Source organism: Mesorhizobium sp. P170090 (assembly GCF_057786115.1).
Window position 1 is genome coordinate 3,492,286 of the sequence record NZ_JBYNWH010000001.1, and the last position, 15,515, is coordinate 3,507,800.

Below are 15,515 nucleotides of genomic sequence, written 5' to 3' on the forward strand. Positions count from 1 at the left end.
GCACCGGTGGGCAATAGTCTAGGCTAAATTGCCCTGAAGCACCTTCAGCTTGGCTTTCTTCGGGCTGCGCGCCAGCAGCCATTCGCGCGCTTTGTCCTGCGGCATCGGGAAGGCGATGGAATAGCCCTGCACCTGATCGCAGCCGATTGCCATCAGCGAATCGAGCTCGGCTTCGGTTTCCGCGCCCTCGGCGACGATCGAAATGCCGAGACCGCGCGCCAGCTCGGTGATGGCGCGCACGATCTTGGTGTTGTCGCCATTCTCGTTGATGTTCTGGACGAAGCGGCGGTCGATCTTCAGCCGGTCGATCTCGTTGGGATTGACATGGCTGAGCGAGGCATAGCCGGTGCCGAAATCGTCGAGCTCAAGATGGACGCCGGCAGCGCGGATGTGGCGCAGCTTCGCCGCGATGCCCGTCTTCTCGTCGTCGAGAATGACGGATTCGACGATTTCCAGCGACAGTTTCTGCGGCGCAAGGCCGGCCTTTTCCAGCGTCGCGAACAGGAAGCGGTCGAAGTCGGGTTCGCGCAGCTCGGTGCCGGACACGTTGACGGCAAGCCGGCCGAAGGCAATGCCGGCGCGATCCCATTCGGCTGCTTGCTCGATCGCCTTGGTAAAGACGATGCGGCCGATCTCGGGCATGAAGCCGCATTTTTCGGCGACCGGAATGAACTCGCCCGGCGCAATCATGCCGCGCTCGGCATGCTTCCAGCGCACCAGCGCCTCGATGCCGCTGATGGCGCCGTTGCTCAGCGACACCTGCGGCTGGAAATAGACTTGGAAGGCGTTCTCCGAAATCGCGACCTTGATGTCGTGCTCGAGCTGCTTGCGGTAGTCTAGCTCGCGCCTGAGTTCCTCGGAGAAGAACGAGAAGCTGCCGCCGCCGAGCTTTTTGGCGGAATAGAGCGCGAGGTCGGCGTGGACGAGCAGATCCTCGGCATTGTCGGCGTCGATGGGATAGACGGCAATGCCGGCGCTGGCCCCTGGAAGGATGGTCGTGCCCTGGAAGGTAATCGGCTCGTTGATCTCCTCCAGGATGCGCCGGGCCAGCATGTTGATGTCCTCGGGGCCGCCGGCGCCATTGAGGATCATCACGAATTCGTCGCCGCCAAGGCGCGCGCAGAGATCCGACGCACGGCAGGAATCGCGCATGCGCTGCGCGGTGACGACCAGCACATAGTCGCCGGCGGCGTGGCCGAGTGTGTCGTTGATCTGCTTGAACCGGTCGAGGTCGAGCTGGATGACCGCCAGCCTCTCGCGCCGGCGATGCGCGCCCTTGATCAGCGTTTCGAAGTGGTCGGTCAGGAAGGTGCGGTTGTGCAGGCCGGTCAGCCCGTCATGTACGGCGATGAAGGCCATCGAGTTGCGGGCATCGACAAGCTCGTGCGTCTTGCGCAGGATCGCCTTCGACATCGGCCGGAAGATGAAAAGCGCCACCAGGACGATGACGCTGATGGTGGCGTAGAACAAGGTGCGATGGAGATCGAGGAGCTTTTCCGACCGCTCGTCTGCGAATGCGGCGATGCGTTGGCCGAGCGCGGCATAACCCGACAGCGTCGCATTGGCGACGGAAGCATCGAGATTGACGCGCTCGCCGCCGCCCTTGTAGGCGGCATTGCCGGAGAGCTGGGATTCGAAGGACGAGATCAGCCTTTCGCCATTGGCGACCAGCCCGACCGAGAAATAGTCGAGGTGGAACGGCTTGCCGTAAAGGACGCTCTCGATCGACTTTGGATCGGACAATGCTGGCGACAGTGGGTCGGCTCCCGTCTGTTTGAGCAGCAGGTCGTAGTTCGTCTCGAACTCGGCGGTCGCCTGTTTCAGCGCGGCAACCAGGGCCGGCTGCTTGTCACGCGCGGCGGAGCCGGTTGCGCTGGTCAAAAAGACAATGCGCTGCGACAGCGCCTTCTGGGTGCTGACGATGTCGAGCAGAGTATGGTTGTGCTGTTGCGCCGCCATCATCTGCTGCAGCAGGATGAAGGAGGCCATCACCATGGCGGCGATGATCAGCAGCGCCAGCCAGTAGCCGCTCTTGATCAGCAGGATGAGTTTGCCCGAGACGGTTTGCGCCGGCTGCTGCGACATATTCTAGGTGACCCCTCGGTCGACGGATTTCTGCCACCGATTCGTGGCAAGAACACCATTGCCTTGAAAGGGTTAACAGGTTTGGAAGCCGGCGGAACTGCTGCTTCCGCAGTAAACGAAAGCTGCTGAGATGGTTATCATGTTCTTTCGCGGCATGGCCGTATTCGCGTGCCTGCTACTCCAGCATGCTGGCCATGCGATCGGATCGCGCCAGGGTTGAGGCAGCCGCGCCACCGAAGCGGTCGCTTTTGCGGTGGATTTTTAGTGCGCGTAGCGCGACAGTCGCGCCAATCTCAACAGGACCTGATCATGAGCGCGGCATTCCTCTCCCATATCGACAACGAACTGCAAGGGCTGAAATCCGCCGGGCTCTACAAATCCGAGCGGGTGATCACCTCGACCCAGTCGGCTGAGATCGAAGTCGGCGGCGACAAGGTGCTGAACTTCTGCGCCAACAACTATCTCGGCCTCGCCGACAGCGCCGAGTTGCGCACCGCGGCCAAAGGCGCGCTCGACCGCTACGGTTACGGCATGGCCTCGGTGCGCTTCATCTGCGGCACGCAGGAAGAGCACAAGCAGCTTGAATCAACGATTTCATCCTTCCTCGGCCTGGACGACACCATCCTTTACGGCTCCTGCTTCGACGCCAATGGCGGCCTGTTCGAAACGCTGCTCGGCGAGGAGGATGCGATCATCTCCGATGCGCTGAACCATGCCTCGATCATCGACGGCGTGCGGCTGTCGAAGGCCAAGCGTTTCCGCTATGCCAATAACGACATGGCCGACCTCGAAGCGCGGCTGAAAGAGGCGAAAGACTGCCGCTTCCGCCTGATCGCCACCGACGGCGTGTTCTCCATGGACGGCATCATCGCCAATCTTAAAGGCGTCTGCGACCTCGCGGAAAAATACGACGCCATGGTCATGGTCGACGACAGCCATGCCGTCGGCTTCGTCGGCAAAAACGGCCGCGGCTCGGCCGAGCATTGCGGCGTCGAGGGCAGGGTGGACATCATCACCGGCACGCTCGGCAAGGCGCTGGGCGGCGCGTCGGGCGGCTATACCTCGGGCAAAAGCCAGGTGGTCGACTGGCTGCGCCAGCGCTCGCGGCCCTATCTCTTCTCCAACACGCTGATGCCGGCGATCGCCGGCGCCTCGATCAAGGTTTTCGAGCTGATCCGAAATGGCGATGCGCTACGCGAGCGCCTCTATGCCAATGCGGCGCGGTTCAGGTCCGAGATGGGCAAGCTCGGCTTCACATTGGCCGGCGCCGATCACCCGATCATCCCGGTGATGCTGGGCGATGCCAGCCTGGCGCAGGAAATGGCGGCGCGCATGCTGAAGCGCGGCATCTATGTCATCGGTTTTTCGTTCCCGGTGGTGCCGAAAGGCCAGGCGCGCATCCGCACGCAGATGTCGGCGGCGCATTCCGCCGCCGACATCGACCGCGCCGTGGCGGCATTCGCCGCAGTCGGCAAGGAACTGGGCGTGATTGGCTGAGAGTTTTACCCTCCCCCTTTGTGGGGAGGGTCGACTTTCGACCGCTTGCGAAGCAAGCGGGCGGGAGGCGGGGTGGGGGTCTGCAGGGTCACGACCTCCGCCAGTTTTTGACCCCCACCCGGCCCTTCGGGCCACCCTCCCCACAAGGGGGAGGGTAAGGAGTTGTAGCATGTCGAACATGATGAAGGCGCTGGTGAAGGCCAAGGCCGAGCCGGGCATCTGGATGGAAGAGGTGCCGGTGCCGGAGATCGGCCCCAACGATGTGCTGATCAAGGTCAAGAAGACCGCGATCTGCGGCACCGACGTGCATATCTACAATTGGGATCAGTGGGCACAAAAGACCGTGCCGGTGCCGATGGTGACCGGCCATGAATTCGTCGGCACGGTTGCCGATTTTGGTGCTGCGGTCACCGAATACAAGGTCGGCCAGCGTGTTTCGGGCGAAGGCCATATCGTCTGCGGCCATTGCCGCAATTGCCGCGCCGGGCGAGGGCACCTCTGCCGCAACACGCTCGGCGTCGGCGTCAACCGTCCCGGCGCCTTCGGCGAATATCTGGCGATCCCGCAGCACAATGTCGTGCCGATCCCCGACGATGTGCCCGACGAAATCGCCGCGATCTTCGATCCGCTCGGCAATGCCGTCCACACCGCCCTGTCCTTCGATCTCGTCGGCGAAGACGTGCTGGTCACCGGAGCCGGACCGATCGGCATCATGGGCGCGCTCGTTGCCCAATGTGTGGGGGCGCGAAAAGTCGTCATCACCGACATCATCCCGGTGCGGCTGGCGCTGGCCAAAAAACTCGGCGTCCAGCATGTCGTCGATGCGTCCAAGGAAAAGCTGCGCGACGTCATGCCGGCGCTCGGCATGACCGAGGGTTTTGACGTCGGCCTCGAAATGTCGGGCGCCGCGCCCGCCTTCCGCGACATGATCGACACCATGAACAATGGCGGCAAGATCGCCATTCTCGGCATCGCGCCGACCGGCTTCGAAATCGATTGGAACAAGGTCATCTTCAAGATGCTGCATCTCAAGGGCATCTACGGCCGCGAGATGTTCGAGACCTGGTACAAAATGATTGCGCTGGTGCAGGGGCCGCTGGATGTATCGGGTCTGATCACGCACCGCATCGGGATTGATGATTTTCAGGTGGGGTTTGATGCGATGAGGAGCGGCAGTTCGGGTAAGGTGGTGATGGATTGGTGAGGCACGTGTGGGTGCAAGATGGCGGAAAATGAGCACGGTCGTATCATTGCCTCGCAGGCAAAGATCGTACTGAAGCCCGCTGGATTTCGACGCAAGGGCCAATCCCGAATCTGGATCGCCGATCGCGGCTTCTGGCTAAGTGTAGTCGAGTTCCAGCCCAGCTCATGGTCCAAGGGCACTTACCTTAACGTAGCAGTCCACTGGCTCTGGGGTTCGCTTCCGGAAACGATTACCTTCGATCGCGTTGAGCGCATTGGACAGTTCGTTCCGTTCGAGAGCCCGCCACAGTTTCTTCTCGCGGTTGATCAAATGGCCAAGAAGGTCGTCGAAATCGATCAGGTTCACCGATCGATGTTCCCTTCCGTCCAGGCGACAGCGAAAATCCTCGTGAGTGAATTGCAACCGGGCGCCTACGGCGAGTGGGCGGCCTTCCACGCCGGGGTGGCGGCTGGTTTGGCCGGTGGTTTTGAAACGGCAAGGCGACTGTTTGAAAGCGCGCAAAGACACGCGGCTTCGCAAGCGCAGGCGCTTCTAGCCTACATTGATGATCCGGTGGCATTTCGAAGCCGTGTCAGAGGCTTCATTGAAGCCGAACGCGCCTATTACGGTCTAGGGGCGTTGCCTGCCGCATTCGCGATCTGATTTCAGCGACGGTCGAACTTATGGGAAGATCTCAACCCAAGGTGAGTTTTGCCTCCAGCGCCGCCACCCCATTCACAATCGCCGCCCGCTCTTCCGTACCAAGCCTCTCCAGCAACTCCCGTTCAAACGCCTTCGCCAGCGGCACCATTTCGCCATAGGCCGCCAGCCCCGCCTTTGTCAGCGCCAGATGCTCCACGCGCCGATCATTCTCGTCAGTTGTGCGTACCAGCCAGCGCCTTCGCTCCAGTTCCCCCACCGCGCGCGACACCTTTGTCTTGTGCATGGCCGACTGCTCGCCAAGCGCTGTCGCCGTCATGGTGCCGCGCTGTCCGAGCCCTGACAGCGTGCGCCATTCCGGCCGCGTCAGGCCGTGGCGGTCGCGGTAGATTTTTGAAAATTCGCGGCTGACGGCGTCGGCCAGCCGGTAGAGCCGATAGGGCAGGAAATTTTCGAGTTCGAGGGTTTCCATATGCGCACCGTGGATGCGGCATCAGCCGTTGATAGTTACATTTTCGATGGTTACAAATGAAACCAGTTTGGTCAACATCGCCGGCAGGCCGCGCTTCGCGGCGGTCGGGATCAGGGAGGATCGGATGGAATTTTCCTACATGCCGGGCTTCGGCAATGATTTTGAGACCGAAACGCTGCCCGGCTCGCTGCCGCAAGGGCGCAATTCCCCGCAGCGGCCGGCTTACGGACTTTATGCCGAGCAGCTCTCGGGCTCGCCCTTCACCGCCCCGCGCGGCACCAATGAGCGTTCCTGGCTCTACCGCATCCGGCCGAGCGTAAAACACACCGGCCGCTTCAAGGCAGCGAGCTATCCCTTGTGGAAGACAGCACCCAATGTCGGCGACCACGAACTGGCGCTCGGGCAGTATCGCTGGAACCCGGTGCCGATGCCGAGTGAGCCGACCGACTTCATCGCCGGCATGCGCACCATCACCACTGCCGGAGATGTGCTGGGCCAAAGCGGCATGGCCGCGCATGTCTATGTCGCCAACCGATCGATGGTCGACGACCATTTCTTCAACGCCGACGGCGAGTTGCTGATTGTCCCCCAGGTCGGTGCCTTGCGCTTCGTCACCGAGATGGGCGTCATCGAGCTTCGGCCCGGCGAGATCGCCGTGCTGCCGCGCGGTCTGGTGTTCAAGGTCGAGCTCGCCGACAAGGAAGTGCGCGGCTATGTCTGCGAGAATTACGGCGCCAAGCTGACGCTGCCCGACCGCGGCCCGATCGGCGCCAACTGCCTGGCCAACCCACGCGACTTCAAGACGCCCAGCGCCTGGTTCGAGGAGAAGGAGACGCCGTGCCGGCTGACGGTGAAATGGTGCGGCAATTTCAACGTCACCGAGATCGGCCATTCGCCGCTCGACGTCGTCGCCTGGCACGGCAACTATGCGCCCTACAAATATGATCTGGTGACGTTTTCGCCGGTCGGCGCCATCCTGTTCGACCATCCCGATCCGTCGATCTTCACCGTGCTGACGGCGCCGAGCGGCGAGGAGGGCACCGCCAATATCGACTTCGTCATCTTCCCGCCGCGCTGGCTGGTGGCGGAAGACACGTTCCGGCCGCCCTGGTACCACCGCAACATCATGAGCGAGTTCATGGGCCTGATCCATGGCCAGTACGACGCCAAGGAAGAAGGCTTCGTGCCCGGCGGCATCAGCCTGCACAATCTGATGCTGGCCCACGGCCCCGACGCACCTGGCTTCGAAAAGGCCTCGCGCTCCGAGCTGAAACCGGTCAAGCTCGACAACACGATGGCCTTCATGTTCGAGACCCGATTCCCGCAAATGCTGACCCGCTACGGCGCCGAGCTTGAAACAAGGCAGGACAATTACATTGACTGCTGGACCGACCTGAAGAAGCGCTTCAACGGCACGCCGGAGGGCGACTGGTCTTGAGATCAGCTCGATGAGCGACCGGCTGGTGCTTCTCGGCTCGAAAGGCGGCCCGGCATTGCGGCCGGGCGGGCCGTGGCCGAGTTCGTCGCTGCTGGAGCTTGGCGGGCGGACCATCGTCGTCGATTGCGGGCTGGGTGTCACGCGTGGCCTGGTCGATGCCGGCGTCAGCCTGAAGGCGCTCGACCTGATCTTCGTCACCCATCTGCATTCCGATCATGTGCTGGAACTGGGGGCGCTGCTCCACACCGCCTGGACCGCCGGTCTGGCCAATCCGGTGACGTTGTTCGGACCACCCGGCACCGGCCAATACTGGCGCCGCTTCTGCCAGGCGATGGAGTTCGACATTGAAATTCGCATCGTCGATGAGGGCAGGCCGGACATTCGCGAAATGGCTTCGATCGTGGAATTCGGCGAGGGCGAGATTTTTGCGCAGCGCGGCCTGAAGGTCTCGGCACTGCGCGTCGACCATCCGCCGGTGACCGACTGTTTCGCGCTGCGCTTCGAGCATGGTGCGAACAGCGTCGTGTTCTCGGCCGACACAGCCTTCTTTCCGCCGCTCGCAGGCTTTGCCCGAAATGCCGACATTCTCGTCCATGAGGCCATGCTGGAAGAAGGCATCGAGCGGCTGGTCGCCAGGACCGGCAATGGCGCGCGGCTGAAAGAGCATCTGCTTGCCAGCCACTCATTTGCCGAGCAGGCAGGCCGCATCGCCAGCGATGCCGGGGTGAAGAGGCTGGTGCTCAACCACCTTATTCCGGCCGATGATCCCGAGATCGGCGAGGCCGACTGGGAGGCTGCTGTCAGGAAATCGTGGGTGGGTGACTTGACGATTGCCCGCGACGGCCTTGTTGTGAACTTAGACGGCGCCAAAGCCGCATCAGGAGAGGAAACCGCATGAAGCTTGCCACATTGAGGGACGGGACGCGCGACGGAAAGCTTGTCGTCGTCTCGCGCGACCTGACGCGCTTCACCGACGCCTCGTTCCTGGCGCGCACGCTGCAGGCCGCACTCGACGACTGGCAGCGGATTTCGCCGCACCTGGCGACGATCGCCGAATCGCTGGAGAACAATGCGGTGCCGTCGGCACGCTTCCATGAGCATGACGCCCATTCGCCGCTGCCGCGCGCCTATCAATGGGCCGATGGTTCTGCCTATGTGAACCACGTCGAGCTGGTGCGCAAAGCCCGCGGCGCCGAGATGCCGGCAAGCTTCTGGACCGATCCGCTGATCTATCAGGGTGGCTCGGATTCCTTTATCGCGCCGCGCGATCCGATCCGCGCGGCGGACGAAGCCTTCGGCATCGACATGGAGGCGGAGGTCGCCGTCGTCGTCGACGATGTGCCGATGGGCGCCAGCCTCGACCAGGCGCGCGCTGCGATCCGGCTGGTCATGCTGGTCAATGATGTGACGCTGCGCGCGCTCACCGGACCCGAACTCGCCAAGGGGTTTGGCTTCTTCCAGTCGAAGCCGTCCTCGGCTTTTTCGCCGGTGGCGGTGACGCCGGACGAACTCGGCGACGCCTGGGATGGCGGCAAGGTCAACCTGCCTCTGCTCGCCGACGTCAACGGCAAGCCGTTCGGCCGTGTCAATGCCGGCGTCGACATGACCTTCGACTTCCCGGCGCTGATTGCCCATGCCGCAAAGACACGGCCGCTGGTTGCCGGCACCATCATCGGCTCCGGCACCGTCTCCAACAAGCTGGATGGCGGGTCGGGCAAACCGGTGGCGGCCGGCGGCGCCGGCTATTCCTGCATCGCTGAACTGCGCATGATCGAGACCATTGAGTTTGGCGAGCCCAAGACGCCGTTCCTGCGCTTTGGCGATACGGTGCGTATCGAGATGAAGAATAAAAGCGGAAACTCGATCTTCGGCGCCATCGAGCAGAAGGTCGAGAAGTCCCAGGCATAAGAGGGGGCAATGCAATGACGGGCGAGGCGTTCTACCTGCTGGCCGGCGTCTGGGCGTTGGCCATTCTGGTGGTCTTCATCCAGGCGATCCGGCTGAGCTACCGCATCGAGGCGCGCTCGCCCGATCTGACCAACCGCAGCGGCTACCCGCGCAAGGCGATGATGTTCCACACCATCACCAACACCAATGTGGCCGGGACGAGGAGACGCAGGCGATGCGGCGGCGCATGAACCGGCTGCTGCTGATCGTTGTCGCCGGCTTCGCGGTGATGGCGGCTGGCATTGGCCTGATCAGACGAATGAACGCGTGACCCTGCTCGAGCATTTCAGCCGCATGGCCGGCAACAATCTCTGGTCGAATGACCGGCTCTACCGCGCTGTGCTTGCGCTGAAGCCCGGCGAATTCGAAGCCGAACGCACCAGCTTCTTCCCGTCGATCAAGGCAACGCTCAACCACATCCTTGCGGTCGATCATCTCTATCTCGATTTTCTCGAAGAAGGCGGCGTCGGCGCGGCCGCCCATGACGACTACGTGCCGTTCGATGTGCCGCAGGCGCTGTTTGCCGCTCAGGTCGCGGCAGATCGACGCCTGATCGCCTTTTGCGAGAAGCTGTCGGAGGCGGATCTCGACCGTCGGGTCATCACGGACCGGCGCGAGGACGGCATGATCCCCGAAAAGATCGGCGACATTCTCGCCCATGTCTTCCTGCACGACATCCACCATCGCGGCCAGGTTCACGCGATGCTCTCGGGCAGCTCGGTCGCGCCGCCGCAGCTGGACGAGTTTTTGCTCGATTATGATTTGAAGGTGAGGAAGGAAGAGGTCGAGCGGCTGGGCCTCTGACCTTTATCTGGTGTACTCGTTCCATTCAGGGCCGAGTTTGTCGAAATCGTCAGAAATCCAAATCTTGCCCTTCAGGGCACCTATGCGCGACAACAAGTCTTCTCGAACTGGTGGCACGAGCCGCGCCGCGATCTTGCCGTGACGAGTGATGACTATCTCCTCGCCGGTCTCCGCGCGGCCGACGAGTTCCGCTAGTTTGGCCTTTGCTTCGGTTATGGAGACGTTCACGGGTTGACCCTTTTTATCGAAACTTAGATCAAGGCCGATCGAGCCGCAAACGGGGGTTCAGGCCGCCTTGCCGTCGACCTTGATCACGCCGCGCTTGATCTGGTCCTGCTCGATCGACTCGAACAGCGCGCGGAAATTGCCTTCGCCAAAACCTTCGTCGCCCTTCCTCTGGATAAATTCGAAGAAGATCGGGCCGATCACGGTTTTGGAGAATATCTGCAGCAGGATCTTGGTCATGCCGCCGTCGACCACGCCTTCGCCGTCGATCAGGATGCCGTGCTTCTTCATCCGCTCGATCGGCTCGTCATGCCCGTTCACCCTGTTGTACGACATGTCGTAATAGGTCTCCGGCGGACCGGGCATGAACTTCAGCCCGTTGTCGGCAAGCTTGTCGGTGGCGGCGTAGATGTCGTCGGTCCCGACGGCGATATGCTGGATGCCTTCGCCATTGTACTTCTTCAGGTATTCGGCGATCTGGCTGGTGTCGTCCTTGGATTCATTTAGCGGAATGCGGATCTTGCCGCAGGGCGAGGTGATGGCGCGGCTGACGAGGCCGGTGATCTTGCCGTCGATGTCGAAGAAATGGATCTGCTTGAAGCCGAACAGTTCGCGATAAAAGTCCCACCATTTGTCCATCTGGCCGCGATAGACATTGTGGGTGAGGTGGTCGAGGAAATAGAAGCCGACGCCTTGCGGCCGCGGGTCGCGTTCGCCCAGCCACTCGAACTCGGCATCATAGGCCGAGCCCTTCTTGCCATAGGCTTCGATGAAATAGAGCAGCGAGCCGCCAATGCCGACAATGGCCGGCACGTCGAGCGCCTTGTCGTTGCCGTCGTAGGGCGTGGCGCCTTTCGATACCGCATGCTCGAACGCATGCTTTGCATCGACCACGCGCCAGGCCATCGAGGCGGCGCAGGGGCCGTGCTTGTCGACGAATTTCATCGCATGCGAGCCTGGCTCGGCATTGACGACATAGTTGATGTCGCCCTGGCGCCAGACGGTGATGTCTTTCGTGCGGTGCTTGGCGACCGCGACATAGCCCATGCGGGTGAACAGCTCGGCGAGCTTCTGCGGCTCCGCATGCGCGAACTCGACGAACTCGAAACCGTCGGTGCCGGCGGGGTTTTCCTTGCTGATCTTGGCGGGCGGGGCGTCGTGCGGGAAGGGACCCATGGCATTCCTCCAAACGGATGGTGGCCGCATCGGACCACGAGATGACGCATGATAGTACGAAGCGACCGCACGGTGCTTGCATTCAAACGCTTGAAATGATCATCTGGTGCGTAACTCATGCATGATTGGAGGTGAATCGATGAATGACGCGCGCATCGATCAATTTGACCGCAAGATAATGGCTCTCTTGCAGGGCGACGCGCGGCTCACCAATAACGATCTCTCGGAGCGCGTGAACCTGTCGGCATCGCAATGCTCGCGCCGCCGCCAACGGCTGGAGGAAGACGGCTTCATCAAGGGCTATCGCGCCGTGCTCGACCGCGACAAGCTTGGATTCTCGCTGGTCAATGTCATCTCGGTGACGCTCGCCACCCATAACCGCGACAATGCCAGGCGCTTTGGCGAACTGCTGGCCCGGCTGCCCGAGGTGCAGGAGGCGCACGCTTTGACCGGCGAGATGGATTACATCCTGAAAGTGGTGACACCCGATCTCAAATCATTGTCGGAGTTCGTCAACGGCGTGCTCCTGCCGCATGAATCGGTCCAGCATGTGAAGACAGCGATCGTGCTGGAAACACTCAAGGAAACCGGGGCGCTGCCGATCTAGTTTGAGAGAGTTTCAGTTGATACGTCGGCGGGACAGCACCCCCCTGGCCTGCCGGCCATCTCCCCCGCAAGGAGGGAGATCAGCAGCTTTTGTCGACAGCGCTCATCCTGCAACGTCGGCGATTGGCGAGTGAAGGCGACATCCGGTCTCCCCCCTTGCGGGGGAGATGTCCGGCAGGACAGCGGAGGGTGTGAGGGATCGCCAGCGCCTCAGGATGCTCACCCCTTGGACTGCTGGATCAGCCCGTAGAGATTGGTGCAGCGCGCGCCGGAGCGGCAATAGGCAAACACCGGGCCTTCGAGCGCGTCGAGCGCTTCGGCCTGATCTTCGACATTCTCGGCTGTGATCTGGCCGCTGATCACCGGGATGTAACGGAAGGCCAGCCCCGCGGCTTCGACCGCCGCCTTGACGCTGTCGGCCGAAGGCTGGTCGGGCTGCTCGTCATCCGGCCGGTTGCAGATCACGCTCTTGAAACCGGCTTCCTTGATGGCGGCGGCATCTTCGGGCTGGATCTGGCCCGAGACCGAATAGTCCTCGCTGATTTCGCGATATTCCATGGCTCTCATCCTCTCAACCTGGTTTGGCGCGAAGTCTTGCCACTCTCACACGAGGTCGGCAATCCGCGCCGGAAAGAAATACCTCGGCGCAGATAGACATTTGCGGCCCAAGATCCAACCCAGGCTCAAGAGGTTTCGCGCTGTTGGCCTTGCCCGGAGGCGGCAGCAACTCTAAACAGGCGCACCGACAAACGAAGGAACCATCCCATGAGCATTCGTCGCATCGATGTTGGCCCGCGCATGAGCCAGATCGTCATCCACGGCAACACCGTCTATCTCGCCGGCCAGGTCGGAACGCCCGGCGCCAGCGTTGGCGAACAGACCAGGTCGATCCTCGCATCTATCGACGAACTGCTGGCCAAGGCCGGCACCGACAAGACCAAGATCCTGCAGGCGATCATCTGGCTGGCCGATATGGGCACCTTCGCCGAGATGAACAAGGAATGGGACAAGTGGGTCCCGCAAGGCAACACGCCCGCCCGCGCCACGGGCGAGGCCAAGCTTGCAGGGCCGGAATATGTGGTCGAGATTATTGTTACGGCGGCGATTTAAGGCACGGCGCCTTACCCTCCCCCTCGAGGGGAAGGTCGGCGAGTAGTCGAAGCGAAGCGGAGACTGCGAGACGGGGTGGGGTCGGCGAGGCTGCACCGACCCCACCCCGCGTCACCAGTGCCGCCTTGCGGCACTTGCTCCGCGACCCTCCCCTCGAGGGGGAGGGTAATCACCCCTGCGAAGGCCTGAACCTCGCCACCAGCGTGTGGCTCTCCGCGGCATAAGTGAACCTCACCTGCGTCACCGGGTGCTCGGCGCTCCAGGTCCGGCGCTCGACCACCAGGCAGGGCGCGCCGGTTGCGATGTCGAGCGCTTCGGCAATATGCCTGTCGGCCGCCACCGCGCGGATACGGTGCTCTGCCTCGCTCCATGGCACGCGGCCGATCAGCCAAGGGCCGGGGGCGATGTCGAGAAACTCCTCCTCGGCGGCTTCCGCGACGGCGGCGAGATTGATCAGCCGCTGTTCGTGCGCGAACGGCCGCTTGCCGGCGAAATGCCGGCATTCCAGCGCCAGCACCTGTCCAGCCGCTCCCAATTCCAGCAAGGCGCGATCCTCGGCGCTGCTGCGCCTTTTCTGCCGCGCCACGCGCTCGTAGCGATAGGCCAGCCCAAGCGCCTCGACCTCGATCCTGATGTCGTGGATTTCCAGCACCGCGGCCTGCGATTGCGGCTGGCGCACGAAACTGCCCGAACGGCGGCGGCGCTCGATCAGCCCGGCCTTGGCCAGTTGCGACAGCGCCTTGTTCACCGTCATGCGCGAGCAATGATACTGCGCCGTCAGCTCGTGCTCGAACGGGATGCGGTGGCCCGGCGCCCAGGCGCCGGACATTATTTTCTCGCTGATGTCGGACAGGATGCGCTGGTGCAGCGAGCCGCCTTCTACCACCGCTGTCTCTGAAATGCTCATGCCGAAAGCGCTGTCATCACCTGACGAAAGCGCTCGGCGATCGTCTCACGCGCTACATGCCGGCCGCCGCTGACTTGTTTTTTTCCGTGCACCCAGACGCAATCGACCTTGCCGCCATTGGCAAAGATCCAGGCGTCGAGGATCGCATCGCCACTTTTTCCGGCCAGCGAAGGATGGTTTTCGTCGAGGGAGACGAAATCAGCCGCGGCGCCGGCGGCGATCCGCGACGGGCCGGTGCCGAGTGCGGTGCTGCCGCCATCGAGGGCGGCGTCGAACAGAGCCCGCCCGGTCGAGCCGCCGGCCACCGCCAGCACATTGCGGGCGCGGTGTGCGAGGCGCTGCGAATATTCGAGCTGGCGCAATTCATCCGGCAGGCCGATCAGCACGTTGGAATCCGAGCCGACGCCGAAGCGGCCGCCATGTTCGATGAACAGAGGTGCTGAAAAGGTGCCGTCGCCGAGATTGGCCTCGGTGATCGGGCAAAGCCCGGCAATGGCGCCGCTTCTGGCCATGCCGGTTGTCTCAGCCTCGGTCATGTGGGTGGCGTGGATCAGGCACCAACGGTTGTCGATCCCGGCATTGGCGAGCAGCCATTCGACCGGTCGCGCACCCGACCACGCCAGGCAATCCTCGACCTCCTTCGCCTGCTCGGCGACGTGAATGTGGATCGGTCCGTCCGGCGCAATGGCGGCAACAGCGCTGAGTTCCTCCGGCGTCGCGGCGCGCAGGCTGTGCGGGGCGACGCCGACGACAGCCTGATTCAACGCACGAACCGATTCGCGGCTTTTCTCAAGCAAGCGTTCGAACCGATTCACATCGTTGATGAATCGCCGCTGGCCTTCGTTGGGCGCAGCGCCGCCGAAGGAGGAATGGGCATAAAACACCGGCAGCAGCGTCAGGCCGATCCCGGTTTCGCCGGCGGCCGCGGCAATACGTTCGGCCATCTCGGCAAGGTTGGCATAGGGTTTTCCGTCGCGATCGTGGTGGAGATAATGAAATTCGCCGACGCGCGAGAATCCGGCCTCCAGCATTTCGACATAAAGCTGGGCGGCGACCGCCTCGACCTGGTCCGGCGTCATCGACAGCGCGAAGCGGTACATCACCTCGCGCCAGCTCCAGAAGCTGTCGGCGGAGGGACCGCGCAGTTCGGCAAGCCCGGCCATGCCGCGCTGGAAGGCGTGGCTGTGCAGGTTCGGCATGCCCGGCACCAGAATGGCGTGGCGTTCGTCGTCAGCCTGTATCGACGTGCCGGCTTCGACTGCCGTGATGCGACCGTCGTTCAACAAAATCCGCACCTTGTCGTGCCAGCCATTGGGCAGCAGCGCCTGTTCCGCAAAGATCGCCGTCACGTTTTTCTCCGCATTCCCTGAACAATTGCACTTGCAGTGCTTTTCAATATGTATAT

The 15,515-nt window shown here is 62.5% G+C and carries 17 protein-coding genes; 10 read left to right on the forward strand and 7 right to left on the reverse strand.

The features are described from left to right. Window positions 1-18: 18 nt before the first annotated feature. A complete protein-coding gene (locus AC3EML_RS16760; RefSeq protein ID WP_352520917.1) occupies window positions 19-2,085 on the reverse strand; it encodes a putative bifunctional diguanylate cyclase/phosphodiesterase in 2,067 nt (688 codons plus the stop codon). 309 nt (window positions 2,086-2,394) lie between these two features. Between AC3EML_RS16760 and AC3EML_RS16765 the strand changes: the two genes are divergently transcribed. The 3 genes from AC3EML_RS16765 to AC3EML_RS16775 all read left to right on the forward strand — a co-directional run bounded on the left by AC3EML_RS16765 (window position 2,395) and on the right by AC3EML_RS16775 (window position 5,428). After that, the gene (locus AC3EML_RS16765; RefSeq protein ID WP_352520916.1) at window positions 2,395-3,582 is read left to right on the forward strand and encodes a glycine C-acetyltransferase; all 1,188 of its coding nucleotides are present in this window, start codon (window positions 2,395-2,397) and stop codon (window positions 3,580-3,582) included. A 169-nt stretch (window positions 3,583-3,751) separates the two neighbouring features. Further along, entirely contained in the window at window positions 3,752-4,786 is a 1,035-nt protein-coding gene (gene tdh, locus AC3EML_RS16770) for an L-threonine 3-dehydrogenase (RefSeq protein WP_352520915.1), read from the forward strand. An 18-nt stretch (window positions 4,787-4,804) separates the two neighbouring features. After that, the gene (locus AC3EML_RS16775; protein WP_352520914.1) at window positions 4,805-5,428 is read left to right on the forward strand and encodes a DUF4304 domain-containing protein; all 624 of its coding nucleotides are present in this window, start codon (window positions 4,805-4,807) and stop codon (window positions 5,426-5,428) included. A gap of 31 nt (window positions 5,429-5,459) precedes the next feature. Here AC3EML_RS16775 and AC3EML_RS16780 read toward each other — a convergent pair whose 3' ends face one another. Beyond that, window positions 5,460-5,897 carry a MarR family winged helix-turn-helix transcriptional regulator gene (locus AC3EML_RS16780; RefSeq protein WP_352520913.1) on the reverse strand — a complete coding sequence of 146 codons (438 nt, stop codon included), beginning with the start codon at window positions 5,895-5,897 and terminating at the stop codon, window positions 5,460-5,462. A 124-nt stretch (window positions 5,898-6,021) separates the two neighbouring features. On the opposite strand from AC3EML_RS16780, the gene hmgA reads away from it, so the two are divergent. From hmgA to AC3EML_RS16805, 5 genes are all read left to right on the forward strand, one after another. Then, a complete protein-coding gene (gene hmgA / locus AC3EML_RS16785; RefSeq protein ID WP_352520912.1) occupies window positions 6,022-7,335 on the forward strand; it encodes a homogentisate 1,2-dioxygenase in 1,314 nt (437 codons plus the stop codon). A 10-nt stretch (window positions 7,336-7,345) separates the two neighbouring features. After that, window positions 7,346-8,233 carry an MBL fold metallo-hydrolase gene (locus AC3EML_RS16790; RefSeq protein WP_352497311.1) on the forward strand — a complete coding sequence of 296 codons (888 nt, stop codon included), beginning with the start codon at window positions 7,346-7,348 and terminating at the stop codon, window positions 8,231-8,233. Then, window positions 8,230-9,243 carry a fumarylacetoacetate hydrolase family protein gene (locus AC3EML_RS16795; protein WP_488505266.1) on the forward strand — a complete coding sequence of 338 codons (1,014 nt, stop codon included), beginning with the start codon at window positions 8,230-8,232 and terminating at the stop codon, window positions 9,241-9,243. The genes AC3EML_RS16790 and AC3EML_RS16795 overlap by 4 nt, the downstream gene beginning before the upstream one ends. A 14-nt stretch (window positions 9,244-9,257) precedes the next feature. Then, window positions 9,258-9,473 carry a hypothetical protein gene (locus AC3EML_RS16800; RefSeq protein WP_352520910.1) on the forward strand — a complete coding sequence of 72 codons (216 nt, stop codon included), beginning with the start codon at window positions 9,258-9,260 and terminating at the stop codon, window positions 9,471-9,473. Window positions 9,474-9,549: 76 nt separating this feature from the next. Next, entirely contained in the window at window positions 9,550-10,086 is a 537-nt protein-coding gene (locus AC3EML_RS16805) for a DinB family protein (protein ID WP_352520909.1), read from the forward strand. A gap of 3 nt (window positions 10,087-10,089) precedes the next feature. On the opposite strand, the gene AC3EML_RS16810 is transcribed toward AC3EML_RS16805, so the two are convergent. Both AC3EML_RS16810 and hppD read right to left on the reverse strand, forming a co-directional pair. Next, window positions 10,090-10,314 carry a type II toxin-antitoxin system Phd/YefM family antitoxin gene (locus AC3EML_RS16810; RefSeq protein WP_352520908.1) on the reverse strand — a complete coding sequence of 75 codons (225 nt, stop codon included), beginning with the start codon at window positions 10,312-10,314 and terminating at the stop codon, window positions 10,090-10,092. Window positions 10,315-10,371: 57 nt separating this feature from the next. After that, complete coding sequence (gene hppD / locus AC3EML_RS16815; RefSeq protein ID WP_023694412.1) at window positions 10,372-11,487, reverse strand: 4-hydroxyphenylpyruvate dioxygenase; 1,116 nt, start codon at window positions 11,485-11,487, stop codon at window positions 10,372-10,374. A 139-nt stretch (window positions 11,488-11,626) separates the two neighbouring features. On the opposite strand from hppD, the gene AC3EML_RS16820 reads away from it, so the two are divergent. Continuing rightward, window positions 11,627-12,094 (forward strand): Lrp/AsnC family transcriptional regulator, encoded by a 468-nt coding sequence (locus tag AC3EML_RS16820; protein ID WP_023694411.1) that lies wholly within the window; start codon window positions 11,627-11,629, stop codon window positions 12,092-12,094. Between the two features lie 218 nt (window positions 12,095-12,312). Here AC3EML_RS16820 and AC3EML_RS16825 read toward each other — a convergent pair whose 3' ends face one another. Continuing rightward, window positions 12,313-12,651: a protein tyrosine phosphatase family protein gene (locus AC3EML_RS16825; RefSeq protein WP_023672907.1), complete on the reverse strand. Its 339-nt coding sequence runs from the start codon at window positions 12,649-12,651 to the stop codon at window positions 12,313-12,315. A gap of 207 nt (window positions 12,652-12,858) precedes the next feature. Here AC3EML_RS16825 and AC3EML_RS16830 point away from each other — a divergent pair, with 207 nt between their 5' ends. Then, the gene (locus AC3EML_RS16830; protein ID WP_023682919.1) at window positions 12,859-13,203 is read left to right on the forward strand and encodes a RidA family protein; all 345 of its coding nucleotides are present in this window, start codon (window positions 12,859-12,861) and stop codon (window positions 13,201-13,203) included. Window positions 13,204-13,372: 169 nt separating this feature from the next. On the opposite strand, the gene hutC is transcribed toward AC3EML_RS16830, so the two are convergent. Beyond that, a complete protein-coding gene (gene hutC, locus AC3EML_RS16835; protein WP_023682918.1) occupies window positions 13,373-14,110 on the reverse strand; it encodes a histidine utilization transcriptional repressor HutC in 738 nt (245 codons plus the stop codon). Beyond that, window positions 14,107-15,459, reverse strand: coding sequence for a formimidoylglutamate deiminase (locus AC3EML_RS16840; protein WP_352520907.1), 1,353 nt, complete (start codon window positions 15,457-15,459; stop codon window positions 14,107-14,109). The genes hutC and AC3EML_RS16840 overlap by 4 nt, the downstream gene beginning before the upstream one ends. Between the last annotated feature and the right edge of the window lie 56 nt (window positions 15,460-15,515).